The sequence below is a fragment of the Micromonospora sp. LOL_013 genome (genome assembly GCF_048060315.1).
Classification (GTDB): Bacteria; Actinomycetota; Actinomycetes; order Mycobacteriales; family Micromonosporaceae; genus Micromonospora_E.
On record NZ_JBHMIQ010000019.1, the window covers coordinates 1 to 21,730 of the forward strand.

Consider the following 21,730-nt stretch of genomic DNA (forward strand, 5'->3'; position numbering starts at 1 on the left):
CATCGAACACTGGCTCGGCCACGAGTCGTGCCGGGTGATCACCTGCTCCGGCTACATGCGCTGGGAGGTCAGCCACCTGCTGGAGCTGCCGGCGTCGCGGGTGGACGTGATTGCCAACGGGGTGAACGACCGGGTGTGGCGCTCGTCGACGCGGGCGGTGGCGGCGGCCCGCGAGCGGTACGCCGCCGACGGGCCGCTGATCGGCTTCGCCGGCCGGCTGGTCTACGAGAAGGGCGTTCAGCACCTGATCGCCGCGCTGCCGTGGCTGCGGCAACGCCATCCCGGGCTGCGGGTGATCGTCGCCGGTGACGGGCCGTACCGGGGTGAGCTGCAGGCGCAGGCCGTGCGGCTCGGCGTCGCCGATCTGATCAACTTCGCCGGGTTCATGACCGAGTCGCAGCTGCCGGCGGTGCTGGGCGCGACCGACGCTACCGTGGTGCCGAGCCTCTACGAGCCGTTCGGCATGGTGGCGCTGGAGGCGGCGGCGGCCGGCGCGCCGCTGGCCGTGTCGGCCACCGGCGGGCTCGCCGAGATCGTCGAGCCCGGCGTGACCGGTACGACGTTCCGGCCACAGGATCCGCACGGGCTGGCCCAGGCGGTGCACACGCTGCTCTCCGACGAGCTGTTCGCCCGGCGGGTGGCCCGGGCGGCCCGGCAGCTGGTGACCCGGCGGTACGGCTGGGCGACGATCGCGGCGCAGACCGCCGCCACGTACGCCGCCGCCGTGCGCGAGGCGCCGGGCTTCAACACCCGGCGGGCGGCCGCCCAGCTGGCCGGCGGGGCGGGCAAGCTCGTCGTGCCGGACGGCAACCTGCTCGCGGCGGTCGGCGGCGCCGTCTCGTAGGCGCTTCAGCTGCTCATCGGCAGCGCGGTTGCCGTCGGCAGGGCACTCGGCTGTTAGGTCACCCGGCGCAGCGAAACGGCTGATGGTCGCCACTTCTCCAGCTGATCCGGCATCACCAGCCCACAACTACTGTATGCAGTCGTGGGCTGACGATGGGAGACGGTGATCGTGTCACCGCAGCTGATCGCGGACCGCTACCGACTCGTACGTCCGGTCGGCAGCGGCGGGATGGGACGGGTCTGGCTGGCGCGCGACGAGGTCCTGCGTCGCGACGTCGCCGTCAAGGAAGTGCTGCCCCCGGACTGGATGAACGACGCCGAACGCGAGGCACTGCGCCGCCGGACGCTGCGGGAGGCGCGCAGCGCTGCCCGGCTCAACCACCCCAACGTGGTCCGCATCTACGACGTACGGCACGTCGCCGGCTGCCCGCTGATCGTGATGGAGTACGTCCGGTCCCGTTCGCTGCACCAGGTCGTCGCCGAGGACGGCCCGCTGCCGCCGGTACGGGTCGCGGCAATCGGTCGACGGGTGCTGGCCGCGCTGCGGGCCGCGCACGGCCACGGGGTCCTGCACCGCGACGTCAAGCCGCACAACGTGCTGATCGGCGACCGGGGCCGGGTGGTACTGACTGATTTCGGACTCGCCACCCTGGACGGCGACGGCTCGATCACCCGGACCGGGATGGTGATCGGTTCGCCGCAGTACATCGCGCCGGAGCGCGCCCGGGACGGGGTGTCCACCGTGGCGGCCGACCTGTGGTCGCTCGGCGCCACGCTGTATGCCGCCGTCCAGGGCCGCGCCCCGTACGCCCGGTCGACGCCGATGGCGACGCTGACCGCGCTGGCCACCGCGCCACCGGACCCGGCGACCCGGGCCGGGCCGCTGCGGCCGGTGCTCGCCGGCCTGCTGCGACGCGACCCGAGACGACGGCCCGACGTGGACGAAACCGACCGGATGCTGCGCCGGGTGACCGCCGACGCCCCGCCCGGTACCACCGCCGCGACCTGGCCCCGACTGCGCGACGTGGCCGCACGGTTACGGGTCCCCGGCACCCTGACCCGGTAGGGTCGGCCGCGACGATCATTCACACCCTGGAGTACGCATGGACGCCTCCGCCCTCGCCAGCGCGCCCGGCCTGGGCATCTACCCGGGCGACCCGGCAACGCCCCTGCTGACCTGCTACGACGACGCCACCGGCGAGCGGACCGAGCTCTCCGCGACGGCGCTGGGTGCCTGGGCGGCCCGGACCGCGGCGGTGCTGCGCGACGGCTGCGGGCTGGTCACCGGCGACCGGGCGGCGATCCTGCTGCCGCCGCACTGGCAGACCGCCGCCGTGCTGCTGGGCGCCTGGTCGATCGGGGTGTCGGTGTCGATCCGGTTGGCCGCCACCGCCGGCCTACCGGTGATCGAGCCGGGAGGCGACGAGCCGCTGGACGCGGTGTTCGCCGCCCGCGGCCGGATCGACGACTGGTTGGAGGACGTGCCCGGGGCGCGGCACCGGTTCATGCTCGACATCGGTGCCCGGGCTGCGGCGGGCACCCCGCCGCCGGAGGGCTACCGGGACTTCCTCGCCGAGGCGTGCCGGTACCTCGGCCGGCCACCAGCGTACGGGCTGGTCCGGCCGGGTGATCTGGCCAGCGTGGACGGGACCAGCTACGCCGAGTGGGGTTCACTGGCGCTGGAGATCGCCGCGCAGCAGGACGTCACCGCCGGCGACCGGGTACTGGTTGACGGCGGCCAGCACGAGCACCCGCTGTTCTGGCTGCTCGCGCCGCTCGCCGTCGGCGCGAGCGTGGTGCTCTGCGTCAACCTGGACCCGGACCGGCTCGATCCCAGGGTGGACAGCGAAGGAGTCACCCGGGTGCTCTGACCGCCGTACCGGTGTGGACGGTGCCACCACCATCTGACAGAGTTGCCTCCGCCGAGAAGTTGACCTTGGAGGAAACCCGATCATGATGGGTCCGTCCCACGCGCTGTCCGGCGCCGCCGTGTGGCTCGCCGGTTCCTGGGCGCTCGACCAGTTCGCCGGCTACGAGCAGTCGCCGCTGATGATCGCGGTCGGCACCGCCGTCTGCGCCGGCGGCGCGCTGTTCCCGGATCTGGACCTGTCCGGCAAGGTCACCCGCAACCAGGGCGGCGCCACGGTCGCCCGGACCTTCGGTGTGGTGTCGCTGTTCGTCGCCGAGGTCATTGAGAAGATATCCCTCGGCGTCTACTACGCGACGAAGCTCAGCAAGGATCCGAACCGCAAGAACGGGCACCGGACCCTCACCCACACCATTCCATTCACCGTGCTGGTCGGTTGGGGCACCACCGCGCTGTGCACCGCGTACGGCAAGTGGGCGGTGATCGCCATCCTGTTCTTCATGATCGGCCTGGCGTTGCGGGGGCTGTTCGACGAGTGGGCCAAACGCGCCGGCTGGGTGATCGTCACCCTGCTGTCGCTCGGCGCCGCCTACTTCACCTACCTGCACCTGCCCGGTGACCGGGGCTACCCGATGCTCGGCCTGGCGATGGGGGTCGGCTGCTTCGTCCACATCCTCGGTGACCTGATCACCCGGGCCGGCGTACCGATCCTGTGGCCGATCCCGGTCAGCCGGCGCATGTGGCGGATGTTCGGCCCGCCGGACCGGTACTCCATCAGGGCCGGCAGCAAGTTCGAAGTGGTCGTGCTCCGCGGTGTGTTCAGCGTCGTGTCGGTGCTGGCCATCATCGGGCTGGCCATCCCGGCGGTGCACCGGCACTTCACCGCCAGCTGAGCCCTCGGCTCACGCCGGGGTGCGCTGCACCGGCACCGCCAGCCCCCACGCCGCCACCGACTCCGGAGTGTCCACCTGCCCGCCTTCGGCGACTCCGTCACAGGAGATGTCGATGACCTCGCCGGTGTGCGCGAGCAGGTACGGCCGGGCCCCGCCGTCGGCGTTGGCCAGGGTCGCGATCGCCGCCCAGTGCCGCCGGCCGAACACCATCGGGTAGCTGCGCGTACCGGCGTAGGTGGCGCAGACCAGCACCTCCGGGTACGGCAGCGCGGTCACCCGGCGCAGCGCGTCAGCGGTGATTCCCGGCATGTTGACCGGGAACACCACCACCGCCTCGGTGTCGCTGTCCTTCAACGCGTCAAGTCCGACCCGCAGCGACGAGCCGAGCCCGGTGCCCCAGGCCCGGTTGACCACCACGGTGGCACCGGTCAGGTCGGCGGTGTCGCGTACCTGGTCGGCGGCGGCGCCGAGCACCACCACGACCGGATCACAGCCGGTCTCCCCCACGATCCGCAACGCCCGTTCGACCAGCAGTTGGTCGCCGCGGTACAGCAGGGCCTCCGGCCCGCCGATCCGCCGACCCCCACCAGCCGCGATGATCATCCCCGCGATCCGACTCAGCTGAGCCACCCCCGCAACGTCTGCCCGGCCGGTCCAGCCCGGCCGGCGGTCACAGCGCCCGCCAAACGCTGCCCGATCCGATGGAACGCACAACGGTCCCAACGATCAGGTGGCGATCAGGTGGCGTCCGCGTAGCAGGTGACGGTGGACACCTCGAGCGGGACCCGGACCGGGGTGTCGCCGAACAGCACCGTGGTGGCCCGGCCGGCGCATTCCCGCACGGCGGCGGCGACCGCCGCCGCCTGCGTCGCCGGACAGTGCACCACCACCTCGTCGTGTTGAAAGAAGACCAGCTCGGCGGCGGTGCCGGCGATCGCCTGACGGACGGTGGCCAACAGGGTCAGCGCCCACTCGGCGGCGGTCGCCTGGGCGACGAAGTTGCGGGTGAACCGCCCCCGGGCCGGGCTGCCGACGTCGGACGGTGGGCAGGTCCGGCCGAGCCAGGAGCGCACCAGGCCACCGGTCTCCCCGGTCCGGGCCGCCGACTCCAGGTACTCGAACGCCACCGGGTAGCTGCGGCGCAACACGGCGAGGGCCGGCACGGCGGCGCCACCGGTCTGCCCGTACATGGCCCCGAGCAGGGCGACCTTCGCCCGGGCCCGGTCACCGCCGAACGAGTCGCGGGCCAGCGCGGCGTACAGGTCACCGGCGCCGCCGGCGGCGGCCAGCCGGCGGTCACCGGACATCGCGGCGAGCACCCGTGGCTCCAGCTGGGCGGCGTCGGCCACGACGAAGCACCAGCCGGGATCGGCGACCACCGCCCGGCGTACCGCCTTGGGGATCTGCAACGCCCCGCCGCCCCGGGTGGCCCACCGGCCGGACACCACCCCGCCCGGCACGTACTCGGGGCGGAACCGGCCGTCGCGTACCCAGGCCTGCCGCCACGCCCAGCCGTGCGCGGTCCAGATCCGATGCAGTTCCTTGTACTCGATGAGCAACGGAACGGCCGGATGGTCCACGCCGCGCAGCACCCAGGCCCGGGTGTTCGGCAGGCTGATCCCGACCCGGGCGAAGGCCCGCAGCACCTCGGCCGGCGAGTCGGCGTGCAGCTGCCGGACGCCGAACGCGGCGGCGATCCGGCCGGCTAGCTCGGCCAGCCGGCGCGGCGGCCCGCCGACCGGTGACGGTGTGCCGAGCAGCTCGGTGAGCAGCGCGTCGTGCAGGTCGGCCCGCAACGGCAGCCCGGCGGCACCCATCTCGGCGGCGACCAGCGCGCCGGCCGACTCGGCGGCGACCAGCAGCCGGAACCGGTCCGGTCGGGCGGTGCCGGCGATGCGGCGCTGCTGGTCGGCGTACACGCGGGTGAGCGCGTCGATCGGGTCGGCGACCGTCGCCGGGGCCGGCACGTCGTCGAACAACGCGGTCTGGCCGTGTCCGGGTGGCGCGGCACCCGGCGCGGGCGGGTCGGCTGGCACCGGCGCGCCGGTCAGCCGGGCGTACGCGGCGGCGAGCGACCGGGGCTCGCCCCAGCGTCCGTCGTAGCCGAGCAGCAGCGCCTCGGTCAACTCGGCGTCGTGGCAACGCTCGACCCGGACCTCGGCCCGCAGCAGGCCCGGGTAGATCGCCCCCGTCGCCGCCCACAGCCACCGGGGCGGCCCGGACGCACCGGGTTCGGCAAGGTGACCGGCGATCCGGGCGGCCAGGTCGGCGGCCGGCTCGACCGGACCCGCTGGCTGCCCGTCGGGCCGCAGCGGGCGCAGTGATCCGCCGCCGCCAGGTCCCGCCATCACCGCCACCAGCACCCTGCCATTGTGACCGTCAGGTCTGACGGCAAAGGCGCTTCCCGGACAGCTCCGATAGATCTACTGGCGCATACGGCACCTACCTGCCTGGCAGTACCGGCGGACCGTCGATCGACCCGCCACCCGCATCGCTGCGGGTGCGGCGCTGAGCAGCGTGTTCACCCGCGCGATCCGCTTCGGAGGGAGCTCGGTTCATCACAGCCAAAGCGTTCGAAGGTGCCGGCGGCGCCAGGGGGTCATCCGATAGGCGGCCAGACCCACGGCGAACAGCCCGAGGCTGAGCAGCAGAGCAGGGACATCGGCGTACGGCCGGATGCTGAACTCCCACCACCAGTAGTCACCGCCGGAGTGGTACCCCCAGTAGAAGAAGACCACCGCGACCAAGGCGGGCAGGGTCCAGGCGAGCCGCCAGCCGAGGAACACCCCGGCGAGCAGCGCCAGCCCGAACCACGCCAGCCACGACCGCAGCATGACCAGCAGGATCTCCGGGTCGATGGTGAGCGCCGCGAGCGCCAGGAAGATCGACGCACAACTCACGGTCATGCCGGCCAGGTAGGTCCGTTGCATCCGGCTCAGGCTTCGAGTCACCCCTTGCTCCAGGTCGGCCAAGTGGCTCTGCATCGCCAGCACTGGCAGGACCGCCGCACCGATGGCCAGCAGTCGCCACAGCGGAATGCGTCCCTGGCCGTGGTCCACGACGGATGGCACCGCCACCTCCACCGTCCCGAGCCACGCGGTCAGGACACCGCAGACGGCCACGGCCAGCAGGATCGACCGGGTCCGCCGGACGGCGAGGAAGATATGGGCCGGCACCGCCGTCGCCGTGGCCTCATTCTCCCGACGTGCAGTAGCGACCACGGATCTCGCGTACCTCTCCCTCGGCCCACAGGAACTGCTCGTCCTGGGAAAGATCCCGCAACCTGGCGCGACCATCAGCCCAGTTTTGCTGCATCTCGGCCGGCGCGTTGGTCTGGTAGTCGGGAATGGCTCCGCCCACAAGATACGCTTCCAGCCACGCGCTGAATACTTCCAGTCGCACCATGTCCGCTTCCGTCATGGTGTGCCAGGCACAGTCCTCCGTACCTTGGAAGTTGAATGTGGCGCTGGTGATCGCGCTCTCGATACCGCCGGCGTAGGACCACGGGCTGCCCTCGATGATCAGAAAGTAGGGGGCCGCCTCGGGGTTACTCATCCGCAGGTCTATCCGATTCCCGAACTGCGAACCTGGGTCGATTCCATGCTCATTCATCCGGGGCGGCAGCACGAAGGCGTCTGGCAGCGCGGCGATCCGACCGCTCATCTCCTCCAATCGCGGAAGATACTTCTCGTGCTCCGGCCAGACACAGAGCACGGCGGGACCTGGAATGCATGTGGCCTGATCTTGCGCGGGTTCCCGTGGCACCGCGATGGCGGTGCTGGTCAGAACCCCGATGAGCACCGTGGCGGCGGCAGCAGGGAGCGGCAGATAACGTCCGCGCAGGCGGGCGCCGGCCGGCACCCAGAGCAGGGCCATCAGCAGGGCCGTCACGGCGGCGAACCGCACCGTCAGGATCACCGGGTCCACGGTCATCGACGGTAGACCCGTAATGACAATCGCTGATCCCTGTCGATCCAGCAGCCCGAGGAGCACCAGGAAGGCCAGGGCAGCAACCAGCGGGGCGAGTCCCGACCCGAATATCTTCCCCATCGTCCAGCCGACAGCGGCCGCGAACAGCGTGACGAAGACACCGACCGCGAAGTAGCCCAGCCATAGGTGTAACCCCGGCGGGAAGGTCCGGGCGGTCATTATGAAGCCTGTCGCCTGACCGACCAGGTATGGCACGAGCAGGATGACGATCGTCGCGGACAGCCGGTAGCCCTCGCTCACCGCCGGCCGCACCCGCGCTGCGGCGGCCTGCTCCACGAGTCCGTGCCGGGCCGTGGCCGTGGCCGCCCACGCCGCCGCGCCAGCACCGAGTACCCCGACGAGATAGGCCGGGACTTGCGCCGCCGCTCCGGTTTCCGGCCAGACGCCGACCCAGTAGTTGGTCCGCAGGAAGAGGACCGCTACGTCCAACGCGATCAGGACCGGCAGTGCCCAGCGGACCGGGGAGTTGCGGATGTGTAGCCAGAGGATTCTCATACCGCCTGCTCCGCCTCGGGCAACAGGTGCATGTAGGCCCGTTCCAGCGGCGTGTGACCGGGCAGATCGTCGCGGGCCGTGGCTTCCAACTCCGCTATGCTGCCGTCGAACCGGGCGACGCCACCATGCATGACCACGACCCGATCGGCGATGGCGGCGACGTCGTCGATCAGATGGGTGCTGAGCACCACCACCGCGTCCGCCAGACCGGAAATGATCTTGCGGAACTGTAGCCGCTGCCGGGGGTCGAGCCCCACTGTCGGCTCATCCAGCAGCACCACACCCGGGCGCCCCACTACCGCCCATGCGATCCCCGCCCGCTGCCGCATCCCACCGGAGAGCTTGCGCATCTTGTCCCGACGACGATCAACAAGATCCACCATCTCCAGTGCCTCGTCAACAGCCCCGCGTCGCCGGCTCGGCGGAACTCCCCGCATCCACGCCGCGTACGTCACGAAGTCGGACACGCTCATCTGCGGATCGAAGCCGAAGGCCTGCGGCAGATATCCGATGTCGTCGCGAATCCGGCGCGCGCTGCGCTCGTCAACCACCTCGACACCGCCGATGCGCAGAGAACCGTACTGCGGCGGCATGATAGTGGCCAGGGTCCGGAGCAGCGTCGTCTTTCCCGCACCATTCGGACCGAGCAACGCGGTGACACCCGATTCCAGAGTCAGACTCAACCCGTCGATCGCCAGTGTCTTCCCGTATCGCTGGGAAACACCGTTGAGCACTACTTCCATTGAGAAGCTTTCTCGTCTTTAGGGCGACGGTCCGAGGGTGGAGGTCATCCTCTGGCCCCCACCCCGGATACGTCAACCGCTAGTAGTAGGTGATTTGACCGTTCGAGACACCGAAGGTGCAGTCGGACCCCGGGACGTCTGCCGTGCTCCACTGAGGCCTGCCGACCGTCAACCAGCGAGTCCCCTGCGCGGTGCAGGACACCGACGATTCGTACGTGCCCGCCCACCGCGCTCCCGGCGAAGCGCATCTCTGCGCCCAGGCCGTGTTCCACCACTGGGTGTAACAGTTGAAGGTCCGACTTGACGTGCCTTGGGCGCTGGCCGAGGCACCGCCAAGGATCGTGGCCCCGAAAACCAGTAGCCCCAACACTGTCAACTGGGCCAACCATCGCGCTCCAGATGAGCGCGGAGCCGACGATCTTGCGGAATCGAACACTACGTGCACCTCCCGTTCGATCGGGTCGGACGACAGCATAGTCAATGACCAGCCGCCAATCCATATCGATAGAATCCACCATAATCGCGGGGGGGATGAATCAAGCAGCCGCGAGGGCGGCGATTCCCCGCACCCGGGCAACTCCGTGCCCGCCGCTCCTGCTTGCCGGCCGTCCGGCACCGCCAAGCAGCTGGCAACACACGACAAAGTGTGAAATAGATCATCCGAGTAAGATCAGTTGTTGCTCGGTGCGGCCGAGCCGAAGGCACACCAGGCCACCGGCGGCCGCGATGTCGTGACCTTCTACTTCGAGACGCTGCCGGTCAGGCCGGACTGCACCTGCCGCTGGAAGACGATGTAGACCAGCAGCACCGGCAGCATCGCCATGGTCACCCCGGCGAACAGACCCGACCAGTCGGACTTGTAGCCCTGGTTCACCGACAGGTCGATCAGCCCCTGGGCGATCACCTGGTTCTTCGCCTCGCCGCCGCTGGGCTGCATCAGCAGGTACGGCAGGTACCACTGGTTCCACTGGCCGATCACGTTGAAGATGCCGATGCTGATCAGCCCGGGTTTCGCCATCGGCAGCATAACCCGGAAGAACAGCGTGCTGTGCGACGCGCCGTCCACCATCGCCGCCTCGGCGACCGTGGTCGGCAGCGTCTTGAAGAACGAATGCATGAAGAAGACCGTGAACGCCAGCGACCAGGCCACGTAGACCAGGATCAGCATCACGTGGCTGTTCGGGCCGAGCAGCGGGAAGTAGACGCCGGTGTTGTAGACGCCCTTGTACAGCGGCACCGCGGCCATGAACACCGGCAGGGTCAGCCCGGACAGGAACATGTAGTAGATGACCCGGTTGCCGGGGAACTCGTAGCGGGCCAGCACGTAGGCGGCCATCGAGCCGAGCAGCATGGTCAAAAAGACCCCGCCGCCGACGATGAGGATGGTGTTGACGAAGAAGTCGCCGATGCCGCCGTCGACCCAGGCCCGGGCGAAGTTCTCCCAGTGCAGCTGGTCCGGGATCAGCGACAGCGGCTCCCGGATGATCTGCGCGTCGTCCTTGAACGACGACATGACCACCCACAGCAGCGGCAACACCACCATCGCTCCCCAGACCAGCAGGAACAGGTGGGAGAAGCCGTTGAAGAAGGAATCGCTGACCGCGCCGGCCCGCCGGGGCGGCAGCGACCGGGCGGTACGCCGACCGCCGGCGGCCTTAGACGGCGGGGGCGGCGGGCTGGCCGCGCTGGTCGGTGGATTGGTGACAGTGCTCATCGCGCGGCCCTCCCTAGAATTCGATCCGCTCACGGCGGGTGATCCGCAACTGCACCGCGGCGAGCAGCAGCGTGAAGATGGCCAGCGCGACACCGATCGCGCAGGCGTAGCCGAACTGGCCCTTGTTGAAGGCGGTGAAGTTGATGACCGAGGCGAAGACCTCACTGGCGTGGTCGGGGCCGCCCTGGTTGGGGGTCATCACGAAGACCAGCGCGTACATGTCCAGGGCGATGAAGCCGAGGTAGACCCAGGCGACCGAGATGCTGTCGCGCAGCAGCGGCAGGGTGATCCGCAGGAAGCTGGTCACCCGGCTGGCCCCGTCGAGCATCGCCGCCTCGAAGATGTCCTTCGGGATCGACTGCATGGCGGCGGAGAACAGCACCATGTAGAAGCCGACCCCGCCCCAGACGGCGATCAGCAGCAGCCACCACAGCACCGCCGGCACGCCGAGGAACGGCGTCGGGTCGGAGACGAACTTCAGCGGCTGCTCCGCGTCGACCAGACCGATCCTGATCAGGATGCCGTTGAGCAGCCCCTGACTGTCGCCCCGGTAGATGGCGCCCCACATGATGGCGACCAGGACCAGGGACAGCACCTGCGGGAAGAAGAAGATCACCTTGTAGACGCCGGAGCCGCGTACCCCCCGCACGCCGGCCCTGTCCCCACGCCCTCCCACGTTGAGCAGGAAGGCGAGGAACAGGGCCAGCGCGATGGTGAACAGCGGCAGGGTGACCAGGAAGAAGACGTTGTGCCAGAACGCCGTACGGATCAGTTCGTCGCCGAACAGCCGGACGTAGTTGGCCAGCCCGACGAACTCCTGGGTATCGGAGTAGCCGCCCCAGTTGGTCAGCGAGTAGCCGGCCGCCTGGGCGTACGGCCAGACGACGTAGAACACGTACAGCGCTACCGGCAGTGCCAGGAAGCCCGTCACGAACCGGGCCTTTCCGTGCTGCATCGTCAGGTCACCTTCTGCTCGATCGGGTCAGCGGAGCGACGACTCAGGACCGGGTGAACTTGTTCACCGCGTCGTCCGCCGCGATCTCGTCGGCCGCCTGCTGCAGGGTGTCCTGGAACTGCTTGGCGGTCATCCGGCCGGCCATCAGCTCGCCGATCGCGTTCTGCTCCACCTTGTCCAGGTCGGCGTACCAGTCGGGGTGGCGGAACGAGACCAGGTCGCCGGGGGCGTTGGCCATCAGCTCGTTGGCCGAGGTCAGCGCGGTGGAGGTGGTGACGTTGTCGCCGGAGCCCTTGACCGAGGCGAGTGAGCTGGTCAGCTCGGCGAACTTACCGGCGCCCTCCTTGGAGAGCATGGCCCGCAGAAACTCCATGCCGCCGGGGGCGTTGGCGGCCTTCTTCGGCACGATCCAGCCTTCGCCGGAGCCGGCCTGCACGGTGCCGTACGGGGCGGCGTCGTCGGCACCGACGCTCCACACCGGGGCGATCTTCATCTGGAAGCCGCTCGGGATGGTGGCCCGCATCTCGTTCTCCAGCCAGGTGCCGCAGGGCAGGAACGCCGCCTTGCCGTCCAGCCAGGCCTGCTGCGACTCGGTGTGGGTCAAGGTGTCGCTGCCGGTGAGGGTGTAACCGTCGGCGACCATCTTCTCGACGGCGCTCATCGCGGCGGTGACCGCGTCGGTCTGCCAGGCGCCTTCGGCGAGGTTGTCGATGTCGACGACCGCCTGGCGGCCGCCGGCCAGCCAGATCCAGGTCATGATCGGCCAGCGCATGTAGTACGGGTACTTGCCGGCGAAGGCGAACGGCGCGACGCCGGCCGCCTTGATCTTCGGGGCGAGGGTGAAGAACTCGTCGAAGCTGGTCGGCACCGCCCACCCGTTGCGGTCGAACAACGCCTGGTCGAACCAGAGACCGAAGACCGTGTACGCGTAGTTGAGCTGGAAGAACTCCCCGTCGAACGTACCATCGTCGACGGTGCCGGGCAGCAGCGTGTCGCGGACCTTCACGGCCGGGTCGTCCCAGCTCGGCGCGTCCAGCAGCGGGGTCAGCTCGGTCAGCGCGCCCTCGTTGATCAGGGTGTCGATCGCCATCAAATCGGCACCCGAGTTGTTGATCAGGTCGGCCGGGGTGGTGGAGAACTTCGGCTGCTGCTCGGTCTTGATCTTTTGGGTGGAGCTGAGGTTGACCGTGACGCTGTCGTGCTTGGCCACGAACAGCGTCTTGTCGAACTCGGGGTACTCGTCACCGAGGCCGCCGTTGAACACGACGACGTCGACGCTGCTGTCGTCGGCGACACCGAACGGGTTGTCGGCGCTCTTGGTGCCGGTCTCCGCACCCGTGCCGAGGTCGCTGCCGGCGCAGGCGGAGAGCAGGCCGGCCGCCGGACCGGCCAGCAGCCCGGCGGCGGCCGCGCGGCGCAACAGGGTCCGCCGGCGCACCGAGGCGCCGACGACGGCGGACGGGATCCGCGCGGGATCAGGGTAGATCGACATGATGGGCGCTCCTCAGCTGGAGGTTTCGGCGGGGCGGATCGTGCTCCGGTCGACGGCCTTGTGACCGTCGACGGCTCGGGCGGTGCGGCGGAACGCCGCGTGCGCGCGGTCGTGGGTGCGCTGCGCGACGCCGACGTAGAGCAGGTCGAGGACGACGAGTTGGGGGTGCCGGGCGGAGAGCGCGTCCGGCCGGAAGGTGGTCGCCTGGGGGGCGGTGAGCAGGACGATGTCGGCCAGGTCGGCCAGGGTGGAGCGGGGGAAACTGGTCAGCGCGACGGTGGTCGCGCCGTGGCTGCCGGCCTCGGCGACCATCTCGATGGTCTCCCGGGTCTGGCCGGTGTGCGAGATACCGAGGGCCACATCGCCGTCGCGCATCAGCGCCGCGCTGGCCAGGCCGTTGTGCACGTCGGTCCAGGCCCAGGCCGGTACGCCGATGCGGTGCAGGCTGAACTGCATCTCCTCGCCGACCAGGGCGCTGCCGCTGGCGCCGAAGATGTTGACCCGGCTGGCGGCGGCGACCGCGTCAGCGGCCTGCTCGACCTGGCTGAGGTCGAGCAGTGCGGCGGTGTCCTGCATGGCCTGGGTGTCGGCGGCCATGATCTGGCCGAGCACCCGGTCAAGCGGGTCACCGGGCTGGATCTCCCGGCCGATGTCGACGGTCCAGCCGGCGGCGCGGGCCCGGCCGGTCTCGGCGGCGATGCCGAGCCGCAGGTCGGCGTAGCCGTCGAAGCCGAGTGCCCGGCAGAACCGGGTGACCGTCGCCGGCGACGTACCGCTGCGTTCGGCCAGCTCGACGATGGTGGCGCGGGCGGCTGCGGTTGGGTCGGTGAGCACCTGGTCGGCGACCCGGCGCAGCGCACCGGTGAACTCGGTGAGCCGGATCCGGGCGAGCACCGTGTCGGCCGGCCCCGGGGCGTCGACCACCGCGGTCCCCGCGGGGATCTCCACCTCGCTGTCAGCCATCGGCGTCGACCTTTCGGGAAGGACTGTTAACTGTTAGTGGTAAAAGTTCTTACTAACACCCCCTCCGTGTCAAGACCGTGGGCGAAGTTTTCAAACCGTTACCGGCTGGGAGCACGGCCAGTACGAATTGGACCTGGAACACAAGCAGCTACGCTCACCGGGGCCAGTAGATCCTGCTGGAGCCGCGAGCCGTCGAGTTGCTGTGCCACCTCGCTGCCCACCGGGACCGGCTGGTCACCAGGCAGGAACTGCTGGACACGCTCTGGTCCGGGCGGCACGTCACCGAGTCCGTCTTCGTCTCGGCCCTGCGCGCCGCCCGTCACTCGGTCCGCGAGACTTTCTCGAGCTGCGGCCCGCATCCACGAGCCGCTGGCACACTCCCCGCTGCCTCGTCCGGGAGAACGCCGCACCCACCCACCCCGACGGCTACCGCAACGTCCACCTGTGGCCCGCCATCACCGGAGGCGACCTGCCGCTGCTCGTCGCCGCCGAACGGGCACTGCTCTCCCTGGAACTGGACGTCGTGTGGCGGCTGCTGGCTGCATCCGCGATCGGCACGGACGTTACCGAACAGGCACGACGGCTGGCCGATACCTTCGCCAGCCGCAAGCCACCTGACGGCCGCCGACAAGCGTCGGCCAGCGCCGCCGACGCCCTGGAAGCATCGATCGCCGCCACCAATCCAAAGGACACCAAGGGCGGGACGTACCGAAAGTTCCGCGAGGATCTGCGAGACAACAAGATCAAGGACCGGGGTATGGCGCAGGCATGGCCAGCGCACATCCTTGTGCTACTCAACAGAGCCCGTGATCGCGCTCCGATCACCCACGGCACCGCGACCACCGCGGACTCGGTCATCGTCGAGGCTGCCGCCGCCCTGGGTGGATTGGGCAAGGCGGGTCAAGCCGGCGGCCTGCTGCACCGTCATCGCCAACTCCATGGCGAGGTCGGCGGTTGCATCCGCAGCCGGACGCAGCCCACCCGCTGACGATCCACTACCGCTCAGAGCCGTTCGGCGGCGGCAGTGAACCAGTCCCTGCGGCTGCTGACCAGCCCGGTCCTCACGCCCCGGTCCCAAAGTGCACGCCGTCGTGGATGTCACGTGCCTGCACCGCCGGACCGCGGACCGGGCCGGAGATCGTGTTGCTGGCCCGGCTGTGGTCGTCTGCCGTCCGCGCAGCCCTGACCTCAGCCCAGAGCCGGTGCAGCTCGACGGCGAAAACCTGGTCGTTGAGCGTGGCTGCGGTCAGCGCGGCGCGTAGTTCCGCGATCCGCAGACCGTCCAACGGCTCACGTTGGGCTGCGTCGAGTGCGTTCCCGGTGGCGGGCTGCTCGGCAGCCTTCCGCCGGACGAGCCGGACCAGTGCCGCGAACGCGGCCTTGCCGCCAGCGGTCACCTCGGCTGCTGCGCCCGTCGCCAGCGCCGTCGCGACAGTGGTCAGGACTGGGTCATTCATCAGTACTCATGTCCTTCCTCAATTGGCTCCAGCCGCCGCCGCACCTCGGCGACCAGCGGGGCGTCCAACCCGATCAGCGTCGTCAGCGCCGCCGACCACGCCTGACGCGCTGCGGTCCGGTCTCCGTCCGCCGCGTGCGCATCGCCCACGTACACTAGGGTGATGCACTCATGGCGGGGATCGCCGGCCGCCGCGAACAACTCGCGAGCGCGGGCAAGATGGTCCAGCGCCGCGACAGGCTCCGGCACGTCGGTCAGGGTGCGACCGAGCTGCAGCTCGACCAGCGCCTCGCTCCAGCGGTTCCCCAACGTCCGAAAGATCTTCATGGCCTGCTCGTACGACGCGATCGCCTCGGCGTACCGGAGCATGTTGCGGTGGCCGTTCCCGAGGCTCATCAAGGACAGACCGATGCCCCGGTCCTCGCCGGCGTCGCGGAAGATCTCCAACGCGCCCTCGGCGCACGCGATCGCCTCGTCGAAGCGCCCCGAGTCCTCGTAAGCGAGGCAGCAGCCGCGCAGCGCGTAGCCGGCTGTCCAGCTGTCGCCGACCTGCTGGGCCGCGTCCCGCGCTTCCGAGTAGTACCGCAGTGCCTCGTCGATTTCGCTGCGGTCCCACCAGGCATCGCCGAGGAGCAGCAGCATGAAGCCTTCGGCCGATCGGTCCGCCAGGTGGCGGGTGCAGTCGAGGGCCAGGAGATGACTGTCGATCCAGGCCCGCCAGTAGGAGCGTCGTTCGAAGAACGCCATCGAGGCGGCGGCGAGTTTCCAGGTGACGTCGCAGTGCCCGGTGTCGTGCGCCAGGCGGATGACGTCGAGTACGTTCAGGCGCTCCTGCTCGGACCAGCGCAACGCCTCGTCGAGCGTCGCGAACGGAGGCCGCCCGTCAGCGGTGACGCCGGTCAGGCCCGGAATCGGTCGGCCCTGGGGAAGGATCTTGCGATAGCTGTCGTACGCCCGGACCAGGTGCCAGTCGAACATCCGCGCCAGCCCAGCCTTGGCCTCGGCGGGTGGCTCGTCCGCCTGCGCCCGTTCCGCAGCGTACAGCCGGAGCAGGTCATGCAACCGGTACCGGTGCCCCACGATCCGGGTCAGCAGGTGCAGCCCAACCAACGAATCCAGGTGCCGCCGCGCCTCCGACACCGGCCGCCCGGTCAGTGCCGCCACCGCCGAGAACGAGACATCTGCGCCCGGATGCAGCCCCAACAACCGGAAGGTACGCGCGACCGGAGGGTCGAGCGACCGGTAGGTCCACGAGACGACGGTACGGACGGCGGACAACTCGTCACCGGGCACGGACAGTGCGTCGAGCCGACCATTCTCCTCCTCCAGCTCCGTCACTAGATCGGCCAGGCTCATGTCCGGGTCGCTGACGGCGCGGTCGGCCACGATGCGTAACGCGAGTGGGAGCCGCGAGCAGAGTGCCGCCAGCCGCACGGCCGCCGCAGGCTCGGCGTCGATGCGTTCCGGGCTGGTCGTCTCGCGCAACAGCCGGATGGAGTCGTCGTCGGTCAGCACGTCGAGTACCGCCCGGATCGCACCGTCGCGCACCGCCAGACCGGAAAGCCTGTCCCGGCTCGTGATGATCACCATGCAGGTCGGGGAGGCGGGTAGCAGCGGTCGTACCTGCTCGGCGGTCGACGCGTTGTCCAGCAGCACCAGCATGCGACGTCCGTCGGTCAGTGACCGGTAGAGCGCGGTCCGCCCGGGCAGGTCCGTCGGAATCTTCTCCGGCGGTACGTTGAGCGCCCGTAGGAACCCGTCGAGGGCCTCCTGCGGGGTCAACGGCGGCACCGCATCGTAGCCGCGCAGATTGATGTAGAGGTCTCCGTCCGGGAACCGGGCGCGCACCCGGTGTGCCCAGTGGACCGCGAGCGCTGTCTTGCCGACCCCGGCGCTACCCGAAACGGTCGAGATCGTCACGACCGGGAGCCTGCCGTCGCTGGTTCGTAGATCTGTCTCGTCGAGTAGCGAATCGAGCTGCCGGATATGCAGTTCCCGGTCGATGAAGCCTTTCGTGGCGGGTGGCAGTTGGCGTGGCGGGGGAAGCGGGACATCGGTGACCCGGACGTGCACGCCACCAGATATCTGCGCGGCCTGGACAACCGCACCGGCGCCTCCGGCGAAGTCGTTGTCGGCGTCTGCGTTGCCGTGGGCCGGGTTCATGGCACCTCGGCTCCGCCACGCGCGGCGAGAAAATTGGGACCCCGCAGCCCCATCAGTACGAGATCCTGATACCTGCCGTCGAAGTACTCCTGTTCGCGAAGTAGCCCTTCGACGACGAATCCCAGTCGTTCGTGCAGCCGCAGCGAAGCGACGTTACTAGCGTGAATGTCCGCAAGGCACTTGTGGTAGCGCCGTTGCGTGAACATGTAGCACAGCAGGATTCGTGCGGCTTCCGTCGCATAACCGTGGCGCCGTTGGTTCCGCGCGATGGCGAGGCCGTAGCTGAGGCTGCCGCTACGTTGGTCCGTGTCGCGGGTCGAGATCGCCCCGATCATTCCCGAGTTGTCGACCCGTTCGATGGCGAGCGCGAAGCAGTCACTTCCAGGCTGCCAGGTGCCGACAGCGACGATCTCCTGCCGGCGTTGTGCCGTCGAGCGCGGCGGCTCGACCCGGAACACGGACCGTGCGTCCTCGGTGTGCTCGGCGAAGGCCTGGTAGTAGCGGTCGTCATCGGGTTCGATCGCACGTAGCCGGACAAGGTCGCCGACCCAGAGTGAGCTCGACATGCCTGCACCTCCCTCACTTCGCCGCGGACCTGGACTCACAGACGGTCACCGCGCATCGCGTCACTACGACCGGTAGTCGGCGAACCTGGTCGCGCGGGTCCATGCCACGTCGCGCCAGTAGCAGTGCTGGAGTATGTCGTCCACACCGTCGACCGCCTCAAAGCCGAGGAACGTGTCGTCGTCGCCGAAGTGCAGGACCGCGAGTTTGCGCGAGTCGAAGAGCCAGAAATCATGGTGCGGGAGGTCCAACGCATCGGCCACGTCGCGATCGATGTATCGAATGTCCTCGCCGACGGCCAGGTTATACGGGGTGATGGAAATTTCGAAACGGAGGTAGTCGCTCGGTGGATCATCGACGACTCGGACGCGTTCCACCCGCTTCCCGGTCGAGGTCTGCGACGCCATCAGGTCGAGCCAGCCCCGGAGCCATTCGATGCCCGGGTCCCGGCCAGCAAGAAAATCCTGAAATGGAAGATCCTCGGCCTGCACCCCGTAAGATCTTCGCACCTCGAACTTGAAGGCGACATGCTCAAAGCCCAGAAAGAGCTTCTGGAAAGCATCAGGGTCGTCGACGATCACCGTCATTCGCTACTCTTGCCCTCGAACCAGGACATGAGCGAACGGGGCACCACGACAAAATTCTCGCCCGGCAGCACGTCACGGAGCTGGGAAAGCGCCTCCGGGTCGGTCAACTCATGACCTTGAACGACGATGTCCCCGGTATCGGTCTCGTAGAGCGTCGGACAAGATCCAGCGTTGCTCGATGTAGACAAAAAGCGAAGCTTCATCGACTCCTCCATTGGCCGATCTGGGAGACAAGAATACCAGTCGATCAATTAATGACGGAAGCTGTCTTTGCCCCTACCTGTCCAATCTTTCGCAATGTGAGACCTGTCCCATAAGCGGCCTGTCGACCTACGCTGTGGAAGTTAGCGCTCGTCCCCTGTGGCCGCCGTCGAGGGTCGACGCCGGGCGTCCGCTGCGAAGCTCTACAGCGGAACTCACAGCTCGGGCCGCTCGGCAGTGGCGGTGAACCGGTCCTTGCGTGGCTGCTCACGTCCAGCTGCGCGACGCGCAGCCCCACCTTGCGACACAGCGCGGCGAGGTCCTCCGGCTCGTAGTAGCTGAACCACCGGAGGGCCGGGAAGTCGAGGTGCTGCGCCACCCGTCACGACCCCGTACTTCACGCTGATCAGCACCTTACCGCCCGGCAGCAAGACCCGACGGATGTCGACCGGCGCGGTAACCGCGTACTGCCGGGGCAGGTGCAACCGGACCCCCGCTGGCGATGACACCGGCGAAAGCCGCGGACCGCAGCGGCAGGGCGAGCGCGTCGCAGCAGACGGCAGCGTTGACTGCGATCCGTACAGTGGTCGCGCGTAGCAGCTCCGGGGTGACGTCGGCGAGGACGACGGCCCGGCCGGTGCCGGCGACTAGGTCGGCGCCGCGCAGGAGCGACGCACCTGGCAGGAGGTGAAGCGGGCCAAAGTCTGTTCGCGTACGATGTCGTGGCGCATCGAGAACGGCAAGTTCCCAGCCAAGATGAACACGGTCCGAGGTCTGTGCTGGTTCTACGGAGCGGGCCCCGAGACAACGAACGCGCTGACCCGCCTCGCCGGAGCGGGTGACGAGCACGGCTGGTGGGAGTCGCACGGCGACGCCGTACCGGACTAATTTCAGCTCTACGTCGGCCTCGAAGCCGCCGCCACCGAGATCCGCAGCTACAACCCGGAGTTGGTCCACGGTCTCTTGCAGACCCCGGACTACATGCGGGCGGTGTTGCGTGCCGCCGACCCACAGACGTCCGAGCAGCAGATCGAGCGGCTGGTGTCGCTGCGGCTCAATCGGCAGATCTCCTACTACGACCGTGAGGAGCCGGCCCGGATCGTCGCCGTCCTCGGTGAGGGCGCCCTCCCCCGCGAGGTCGGCAGCCCGACGGTGATGGCCGAGCAACGCGCCCACCTGGCCAGCGTCGGTCGGCGGGTCCGGGTGGAGATCCGGGTTCTCCCCTGGTCCGCCGGTGCCCACGCCGTGATCGCTGGTGCTTTCACCGTCCTGGACTTCGCCGACCCGACGACCGGACGTGGTCTACGTCGAGTCCCATATGGGCGCTCGCTACCTGGAGCTTGCAGTAGAGCTGGCGGAGTACCGCCGAGTCTTCCGGCTGATCCGCCAGCAGTCGGTCTCGATCGAGGAGCACCTGCGATGAAGCCCGGCACCCCCCTGGTGCACCTCCAGCCGCAGCGCCGGCAACGGCGGCGAGTGCGTCGCGTACCTCGGCACGCCGGCCACGCCGAGGTACGCGACAGCAGGGACCGCACCGGCCCCACCTTGATGTTCAGCACTGCCCAGTGGGGCACCTTCACCACGGCCCTGCAGACCGGCGCCCTCCCCCACTGACCCAACCCACCACGGTGTCGCCCGGCTCCCGTAACGAGCCGGGCGACACCTCCGGTCTGCACCAATGAAGGGCAGCTCCCGACAGAGCTGCGACAGGGTCGAAGTCTTGCCCATCCTGGCCTGCGGCGAAACCACCGGCCCGCGAGAGGTCCATGCTCACGGCCGTCACGCGGGCTGCATCCGCAGGACCTTCCCGGACTGAGCCAAAGACGCTACCAGGACACGACCGCCTCGGCCAACGTCAGCTGACTGCCGTTTGGCTGCCAGTCGCAGACGTACCGCTCGTAGTGGAGGTCGTGCCGCCGGGTACAGAAGGCATCGACCCGGTCACCAAGCACAACGAGTACGCGGCAGCCGGCATATCTCAGTACTAACTCGTGGACCAGGGTCCGGCCCGGACAGTCACGATGCATCGCCTGGCCGGTTATCGCTTCACGGTGCCCGCAAGGATGCCCCTGCCTGGATCCTCAACATGAGCGCGGACGAGCACGATCTCCGCTGACCGCCGACGACCAGGTCGATGCTGCCGAGTGGCGGCGTCGCCGCACCGACCCGGAGCTGTCAAATCTCGCCGAGATCGACCTCAACAGGAAAAGGCGCTGCCAGCTTCACGAGGCCGGTGAAGACTTCGTCGTCGCGGTAGCGGCCCGTTGCTGGGTCGAGCACGTACGTGTAAACGATGGGCGCGCCAGTGACTACCTGCTCAACACGCCAATAGAACTGAATTCCAGCCCGCGCATACTGACTTGCCTTGACGATCCGGTCGGTCGTCTCCGATCCGGGAGAGACCACCTCGACCACGAGAAGCACATGCTCGGGTCGTGTCGGCGTGACGTCGATGGTGTCCGCCCGGTAGACCGTCACATCCGGACGGCGGTTGTTCAGCGGCACGTCTTGGAGCCGGAGATCGAAGTCAGTGTCCGCGTTCCAATCCGGCCCCGCCGCGAGGTCCAAGGCGTTCGCCAAAATCCTGGCGAGGCGGTTGTGCCGCTTGGAGGCGCTCGGACTTACGAGGACCATCCCATCCACGATCTCGATACCCGCGCACTGCTCTTCTGTCCACGTCGCGTATTGCTCGGCCGTGACCTGCTCATGCATCCAGTCCGGCGCGACCATTTCTACAGTCATACACACCTCCTGAATGACGGTCGGCTACCAGGTCCAAGATACCGTGGCTCCGGATGACTCAC

General features: G+C 69.0%; 22 protein-coding genes and 2 pseudogenes. 9 read left to right on the forward strand and 15 right to left on the reverse strand.

The window, feature by feature from the left end; all coding sequences use genetic code 11:
• The 4 genes and pseudogenes from ACFHWS_RS14285 to ACFHWS_RS14300 form a co-directional block, all read left to right on the forward strand.
• Positions 1-844 (forward strand): glycosyltransferase family 4 protein (locus ACFHWS_RS14285; RefSeq protein ID WP_416568334.1); only part of this gene is annotated, 844 nt, incomplete at its 5' end.
• 228 nt (positions 845-1,072) lie between these two features.
• Positions 1,073-1,810: pseudogene (locus tag ACFHWS_RS14290) on the forward strand (serine/threonine-protein kinase); the annotation flags it as partial.
• Positions 1,811-1,946: 136 nt separating this feature from the next.
• Entirely contained in the window at positions 1,947-2,714 is a 768-nt protein-coding gene (locus ACFHWS_RS14295; protein ID WP_416555001.1) for a TIGR03089 family protein, read from the forward strand.
• Positions 2,715-2,796: 82 nt separating this feature from the next.
• Entirely contained in the window at positions 2,797-3,603 is an 807-nt protein-coding gene (locus ACFHWS_RS14300; RefSeq protein WP_416554999.1) for a metal-dependent hydrolase, read from the forward strand.
• A 9-nt stretch (positions 3,604-3,612) separates the two neighbouring features.
• Here the strand turns inward: ACFHWS_RS14300 and ACFHWS_RS14305 are convergent, their stop codons facing one another.
• The 9 genes from ACFHWS_RS14305 to ACFHWS_RS14345 all read right to left on the reverse strand — a co-directional run bounded on the left by ACFHWS_RS14305 (position 3,613) and on the right by ACFHWS_RS14345 (position 13,955).
• A complete protein-coding gene (locus ACFHWS_RS14305) occupies positions 3,613-4,206 on the reverse strand; it encodes a nucleotidyltransferase family protein (protein WP_416555027.1) in 594 nt (197 codons plus the stop codon).
• A 134-nt stretch (positions 4,207-4,340) separates the two neighbouring features.
• Positions 4,341-5,951 (reverse strand): bifunctional 3'-5' exonuclease/DNA polymerase, encoded by a 1,611-nt coding sequence (locus ACFHWS_RS14310; RefSeq protein ID WP_416568373.1) that lies wholly within the window; start codon positions 5,949-5,951, stop codon positions 4,341-4,343.
• 210 nt (positions 5,952-6,161) lie between these two features.
• On the reverse strand, positions 6,162-6,824 hold the full coding sequence (locus tag ACFHWS_RS14315) for a hypothetical protein (protein WP_416554997.1): 663 nt from the start codon (positions 6,822-6,824) through the stop codon (positions 6,162-6,164).
• Positions 6,796-8,088, reverse strand: coding sequence for a hypothetical protein (locus ACFHWS_RS14320; RefSeq protein ID WP_416568335.1), 1,293 nt, complete (start codon positions 8,086-8,088; stop codon positions 6,796-6,798). Before ACFHWS_RS14320 ends, ACFHWS_RS14315 begins: the two co-directional genes overlap by 29 nt.
• Positions 8,085-8,771, reverse strand: coding sequence for an ATP-binding cassette domain-containing protein (locus tag ACFHWS_RS14325; protein ID WP_416554993.1), 687 nt, complete (start codon positions 8,769-8,771; stop codon positions 8,085-8,087). The genes ACFHWS_RS14320 and ACFHWS_RS14325 overlap by 4 nt, the downstream gene beginning before the upstream one ends.
• A 799-nt stretch (positions 8,772-9,570) precedes the next feature.
• Entirely contained in the window at positions 9,571-10,374 is an 804-nt protein-coding gene (locus ACFHWS_RS14330; RefSeq protein ID WP_416568374.1) for a carbohydrate ABC transporter permease, read from the reverse strand.
• A gap of 184 nt (positions 10,375-10,558) precedes the next feature.
• A complete protein-coding gene (locus tag ACFHWS_RS14335) occupies positions 10,559-11,500 on the reverse strand; it encodes a carbohydrate ABC transporter permease (RefSeq protein ID WP_416568336.1) in 942 nt (313 codons plus the stop codon).
• 43 nt (positions 11,501-11,543) lie between these two features.
• Positions 11,544-12,992 (reverse strand): N-acetylglucosamine/diacetylchitobiose ABC transporter substrate-binding protein, encoded by a 1,449-nt coding sequence (gene ngcE, locus ACFHWS_RS14340; RefSeq protein WP_416568337.1) that lies wholly within the window; start codon positions 12,990-12,992, stop codon positions 11,544-11,546.
• Between the two features lie 12 nt (positions 12,993-13,004).
• Positions 13,005-13,955: a MurR/RpiR family transcriptional regulator gene (locus ACFHWS_RS14345; RefSeq protein ID WP_416554987.1), complete on the reverse strand. Its 951-nt coding sequence runs from the start codon at positions 13,953-13,955 to the stop codon at positions 13,005-13,007.
• A 523-nt stretch (positions 13,956-14,478) separates the two neighbouring features.
• Between ACFHWS_RS14345 and ACFHWS_RS14350 the strand changes: the two genes are divergently transcribed.
• A complete protein-coding gene (locus tag ACFHWS_RS14350) occupies positions 14,479-14,943 on the forward strand; it encodes a hypothetical protein (protein ID WP_416568338.1) in 465 nt (154 codons plus the stop codon).
• A 73-nt stretch (positions 14,944-15,016) separates the two neighbouring features.
• Here ACFHWS_RS14350 and ACFHWS_RS14355 read toward each other — a convergent pair whose 3' ends face one another.
• The 5 genes from ACFHWS_RS14355 to ACFHWS_RS14375 form a co-directional block, all read right to left on the reverse strand.
• Positions 15,017-15,412: a hypothetical protein gene (locus ACFHWS_RS14355; RefSeq protein ID WP_416568339.1), complete on the reverse strand. Its 396-nt coding sequence runs from the start codon at positions 15,410-15,412 to the stop codon at positions 15,017-15,019.
• The gene (locus ACFHWS_RS14360; RefSeq protein ID WP_416568340.1) at positions 15,412-17,574 is read right to left on the reverse strand and encodes an ATP-binding protein; all 2,163 of its coding nucleotides are present in this window, start codon (positions 17,572-17,574) and stop codon (positions 15,412-15,414) included. The genes ACFHWS_RS14355 and ACFHWS_RS14360 overlap by 1 nt, the downstream gene beginning before the upstream one ends.
• A complete protein-coding gene (locus ACFHWS_RS14365) occupies positions 17,571-18,140 on the reverse strand; it encodes a GNAT family N-acetyltransferase (RefSeq protein ID WP_416568341.1) in 570 nt (189 codons plus the stop codon). Before ACFHWS_RS14365 ends, ACFHWS_RS14360 begins: the two co-directional genes overlap by 4 nt.
• Before the next feature lie 63 nt (positions 18,141-18,203).
• Positions 18,204-18,725 carry a DUF6879 family protein gene (locus ACFHWS_RS14370; protein ID WP_416554977.1) on the reverse strand — a complete coding sequence of 174 codons (522 nt, stop codon included), beginning with the start codon at positions 18,723-18,725 and terminating at the stop codon, positions 18,204-18,206.
• The gene (locus ACFHWS_RS14375; RefSeq protein WP_416568342.1) at positions 18,722-18,928 is read right to left on the reverse strand and encodes a hypothetical protein; all 207 of its coding nucleotides are present in this window, start codon (positions 18,926-18,928) and stop codon (positions 18,722-18,724) included. Before ACFHWS_RS14375 ends, ACFHWS_RS14370 begins: the two co-directional genes overlap by 4 nt.
• 715 nt (positions 18,929-19,643) lie before the next feature.
• Here ACFHWS_RS14375 and ACFHWS_RS14380 point away from each other — a divergent pair.
• The 4 genes and pseudogenes from ACFHWS_RS14380 to ACFHWS_RS14395 all read left to right on the forward strand — a co-directional run bounded on the left by ACFHWS_RS14380 (position 19,644) and on the right by ACFHWS_RS14395 (position 20,540).
• Entirely contained in the window at positions 19,644-19,814 is a 171-nt protein-coding gene (locus ACFHWS_RS14380; protein WP_416568343.1) for a hypothetical protein, read from the forward strand.
• 12 nt (positions 19,815-19,826) lie between these two features.
• A pseudogene (locus ACFHWS_RS14385) lies at positions 19,827-20,195 on the forward strand (DUF5753 domain-containing protein); the annotation flags it as partial.
• A 49-nt stretch (positions 20,196-20,244) separates the two neighbouring features.
• A complete protein-coding gene (locus tag ACFHWS_RS14390; protein ID WP_416568375.1) occupies positions 20,245-20,349 on the forward strand; it encodes a hypothetical protein in 105 nt (34 codons plus the stop codon).
• On the forward strand, positions 20,346-20,540 hold the full coding sequence (locus ACFHWS_RS14395; protein ID WP_416568344.1) for a DUF397 domain-containing protein: 195 nt from the start codon (positions 20,346-20,348) through the stop codon (positions 20,538-20,540). Before ACFHWS_RS14390 ends, ACFHWS_RS14395 begins: the two co-directional genes overlap by 4 nt.
• Before the next feature lie 561 nt (positions 20,541-21,101).
• Here ACFHWS_RS14395 and ACFHWS_RS14400 read toward each other — a convergent pair.
• Complete coding sequence (locus tag ACFHWS_RS14400) at positions 21,102-21,668, reverse strand: Uma2 family endonuclease (protein WP_416554971.1); 567 nt, start codon at positions 21,666-21,668, stop codon at positions 21,102-21,104.
• Positions 21,669-21,730 lie beyond the last annotated feature (62 nt).

What these genes read in the sequence shown, in the direction of transcription:
- ACFHWS_RS14345 (WP_416554987.1), bottom strand. Translation starts at nt 13,955, where the DNA reads ATGGCTGACAGCGAGGTGGAGATCCCCGCGGGGACCGCGGTGGTCGAC.
- ACFHWS_RS14360 (WP_416568340.1), bottom strand. Translation starts at nt 17,574, where the DNA reads ATGAACCCGGCCCACGGCAACGCAGACGCCGACAACGACTTCGCCGGA.
- ACFHWS_RS14370 (WP_416554977.1), bottom strand. Translation starts at nt 18,725, where the DNA reads ATGACGGTGATCGTCGACGACCCTGATGCTTTCCAGAAGCTCTTTCTG.
- ACFHWS_RS14365 (WP_416568341.1), bottom strand. Translation starts at nt 18,140, where the DNA reads ATGTCGAGCTCACTCTGGGTCGGCGACCTTGTCCGGCTACGTGCGATC.
- ACFHWS_RS14295 (WP_416555001.1), top strand. Translation starts at nt 1,947, where the DNA reads ATGGACGCCTCCGCCCTCGCCAGCGCGCCCGGCCTGGGCATCTACCCG.
- ACFHWS_RS14395 (WP_416568344.1), top strand. Translation starts at nt 20,346, where the DNA reads ATGAAGCCCGGCACCCCCCTGGTGCACCTCCAGCCGCAGCGCCGGCAA.
- ACFHWS_RS14320 (WP_416568335.1), bottom strand. Translation starts at nt 8,088, where the DNA reads ATGAGAATCCTCTGGCTACACATCCGCAACTCCCCGGTCCGCTGGGCA.
- ACFHWS_RS14305 (WP_416555027.1), bottom strand. Translation starts at nt 4,206, where the DNA reads ATGATCATCGCGGCTGGTGGGGGTCGGCGGATCGGCGGGCCGGAGGCC.
- ACFHWS_RS14400 (WP_416554971.1), bottom strand. Translation starts at nt 21,668, where the DNA reads ATGACTGTAGAAATGGTCGCGCCGGACTGGATGCATGAGCAGGTCACG.
- ngcE (WP_416568337.1), bottom strand. Translation starts at nt 12,992, where the DNA reads ATGTCGATCTACCCTGATCCCGCGCGGATCCCGTCCGCCGTCGTCGGC.
- ACFHWS_RS14335 (WP_416568336.1), bottom strand. Translation starts at nt 11,500, where the DNA reads ATGCAGCACGGAAAGGCCCGGTTCGTGACGGGCTTCCTGGCACTGCCG.
- ACFHWS_RS14355 (WP_416568339.1), bottom strand. Translation starts at nt 15,412, where the DNA reads ATGAATGACCCAGTCCTGACCACTGTCGCGACGGCGCTGGCGACGGGC.
- ACFHWS_RS14310 (WP_416568373.1), bottom strand. Translation starts at nt 5,951, where the DNA reads ATGGCGGGACCTGGCGGCGGCGGATCACTGCGCCCGCTGCGGCCCGAC.
- ACFHWS_RS14380 (WP_416568343.1), top strand. Translation starts at nt 19,644, where the DNA reads ATGTCGTGGCGCATCGAGAACGGCAAGTTCCCAGCCAAGATGAACACG.
- ACFHWS_RS14330 (WP_416568374.1), bottom strand. Translation starts at nt 10,374, where the DNA reads ATGGTGGTGTTGCCGCTGCTGTGGGTGGTCATGTCGTCGTTCAAGGAC.
- ACFHWS_RS14300 (WP_416554999.1), top strand. Translation starts at nt 2,797, where the DNA reads ATGATGGGTCCGTCCCACGCGCTGTCCGGCGCCGCCGTGTGGCTCGCC.
- ACFHWS_RS14375 (WP_416568342.1), bottom strand. Translation starts at nt 18,928, where the DNA reads ATGAAGCTTCGCTTTTTGTCTACATCGAGCAACGCTGGATCTTGTCCG.
- ACFHWS_RS14390 (WP_416568375.1), top strand. Translation starts at nt 20,245, where the DNA reads ATGGGCGCTCGCTACCTGGAGCTTGCAGTAGAGCTGGCGGAGTACCGC.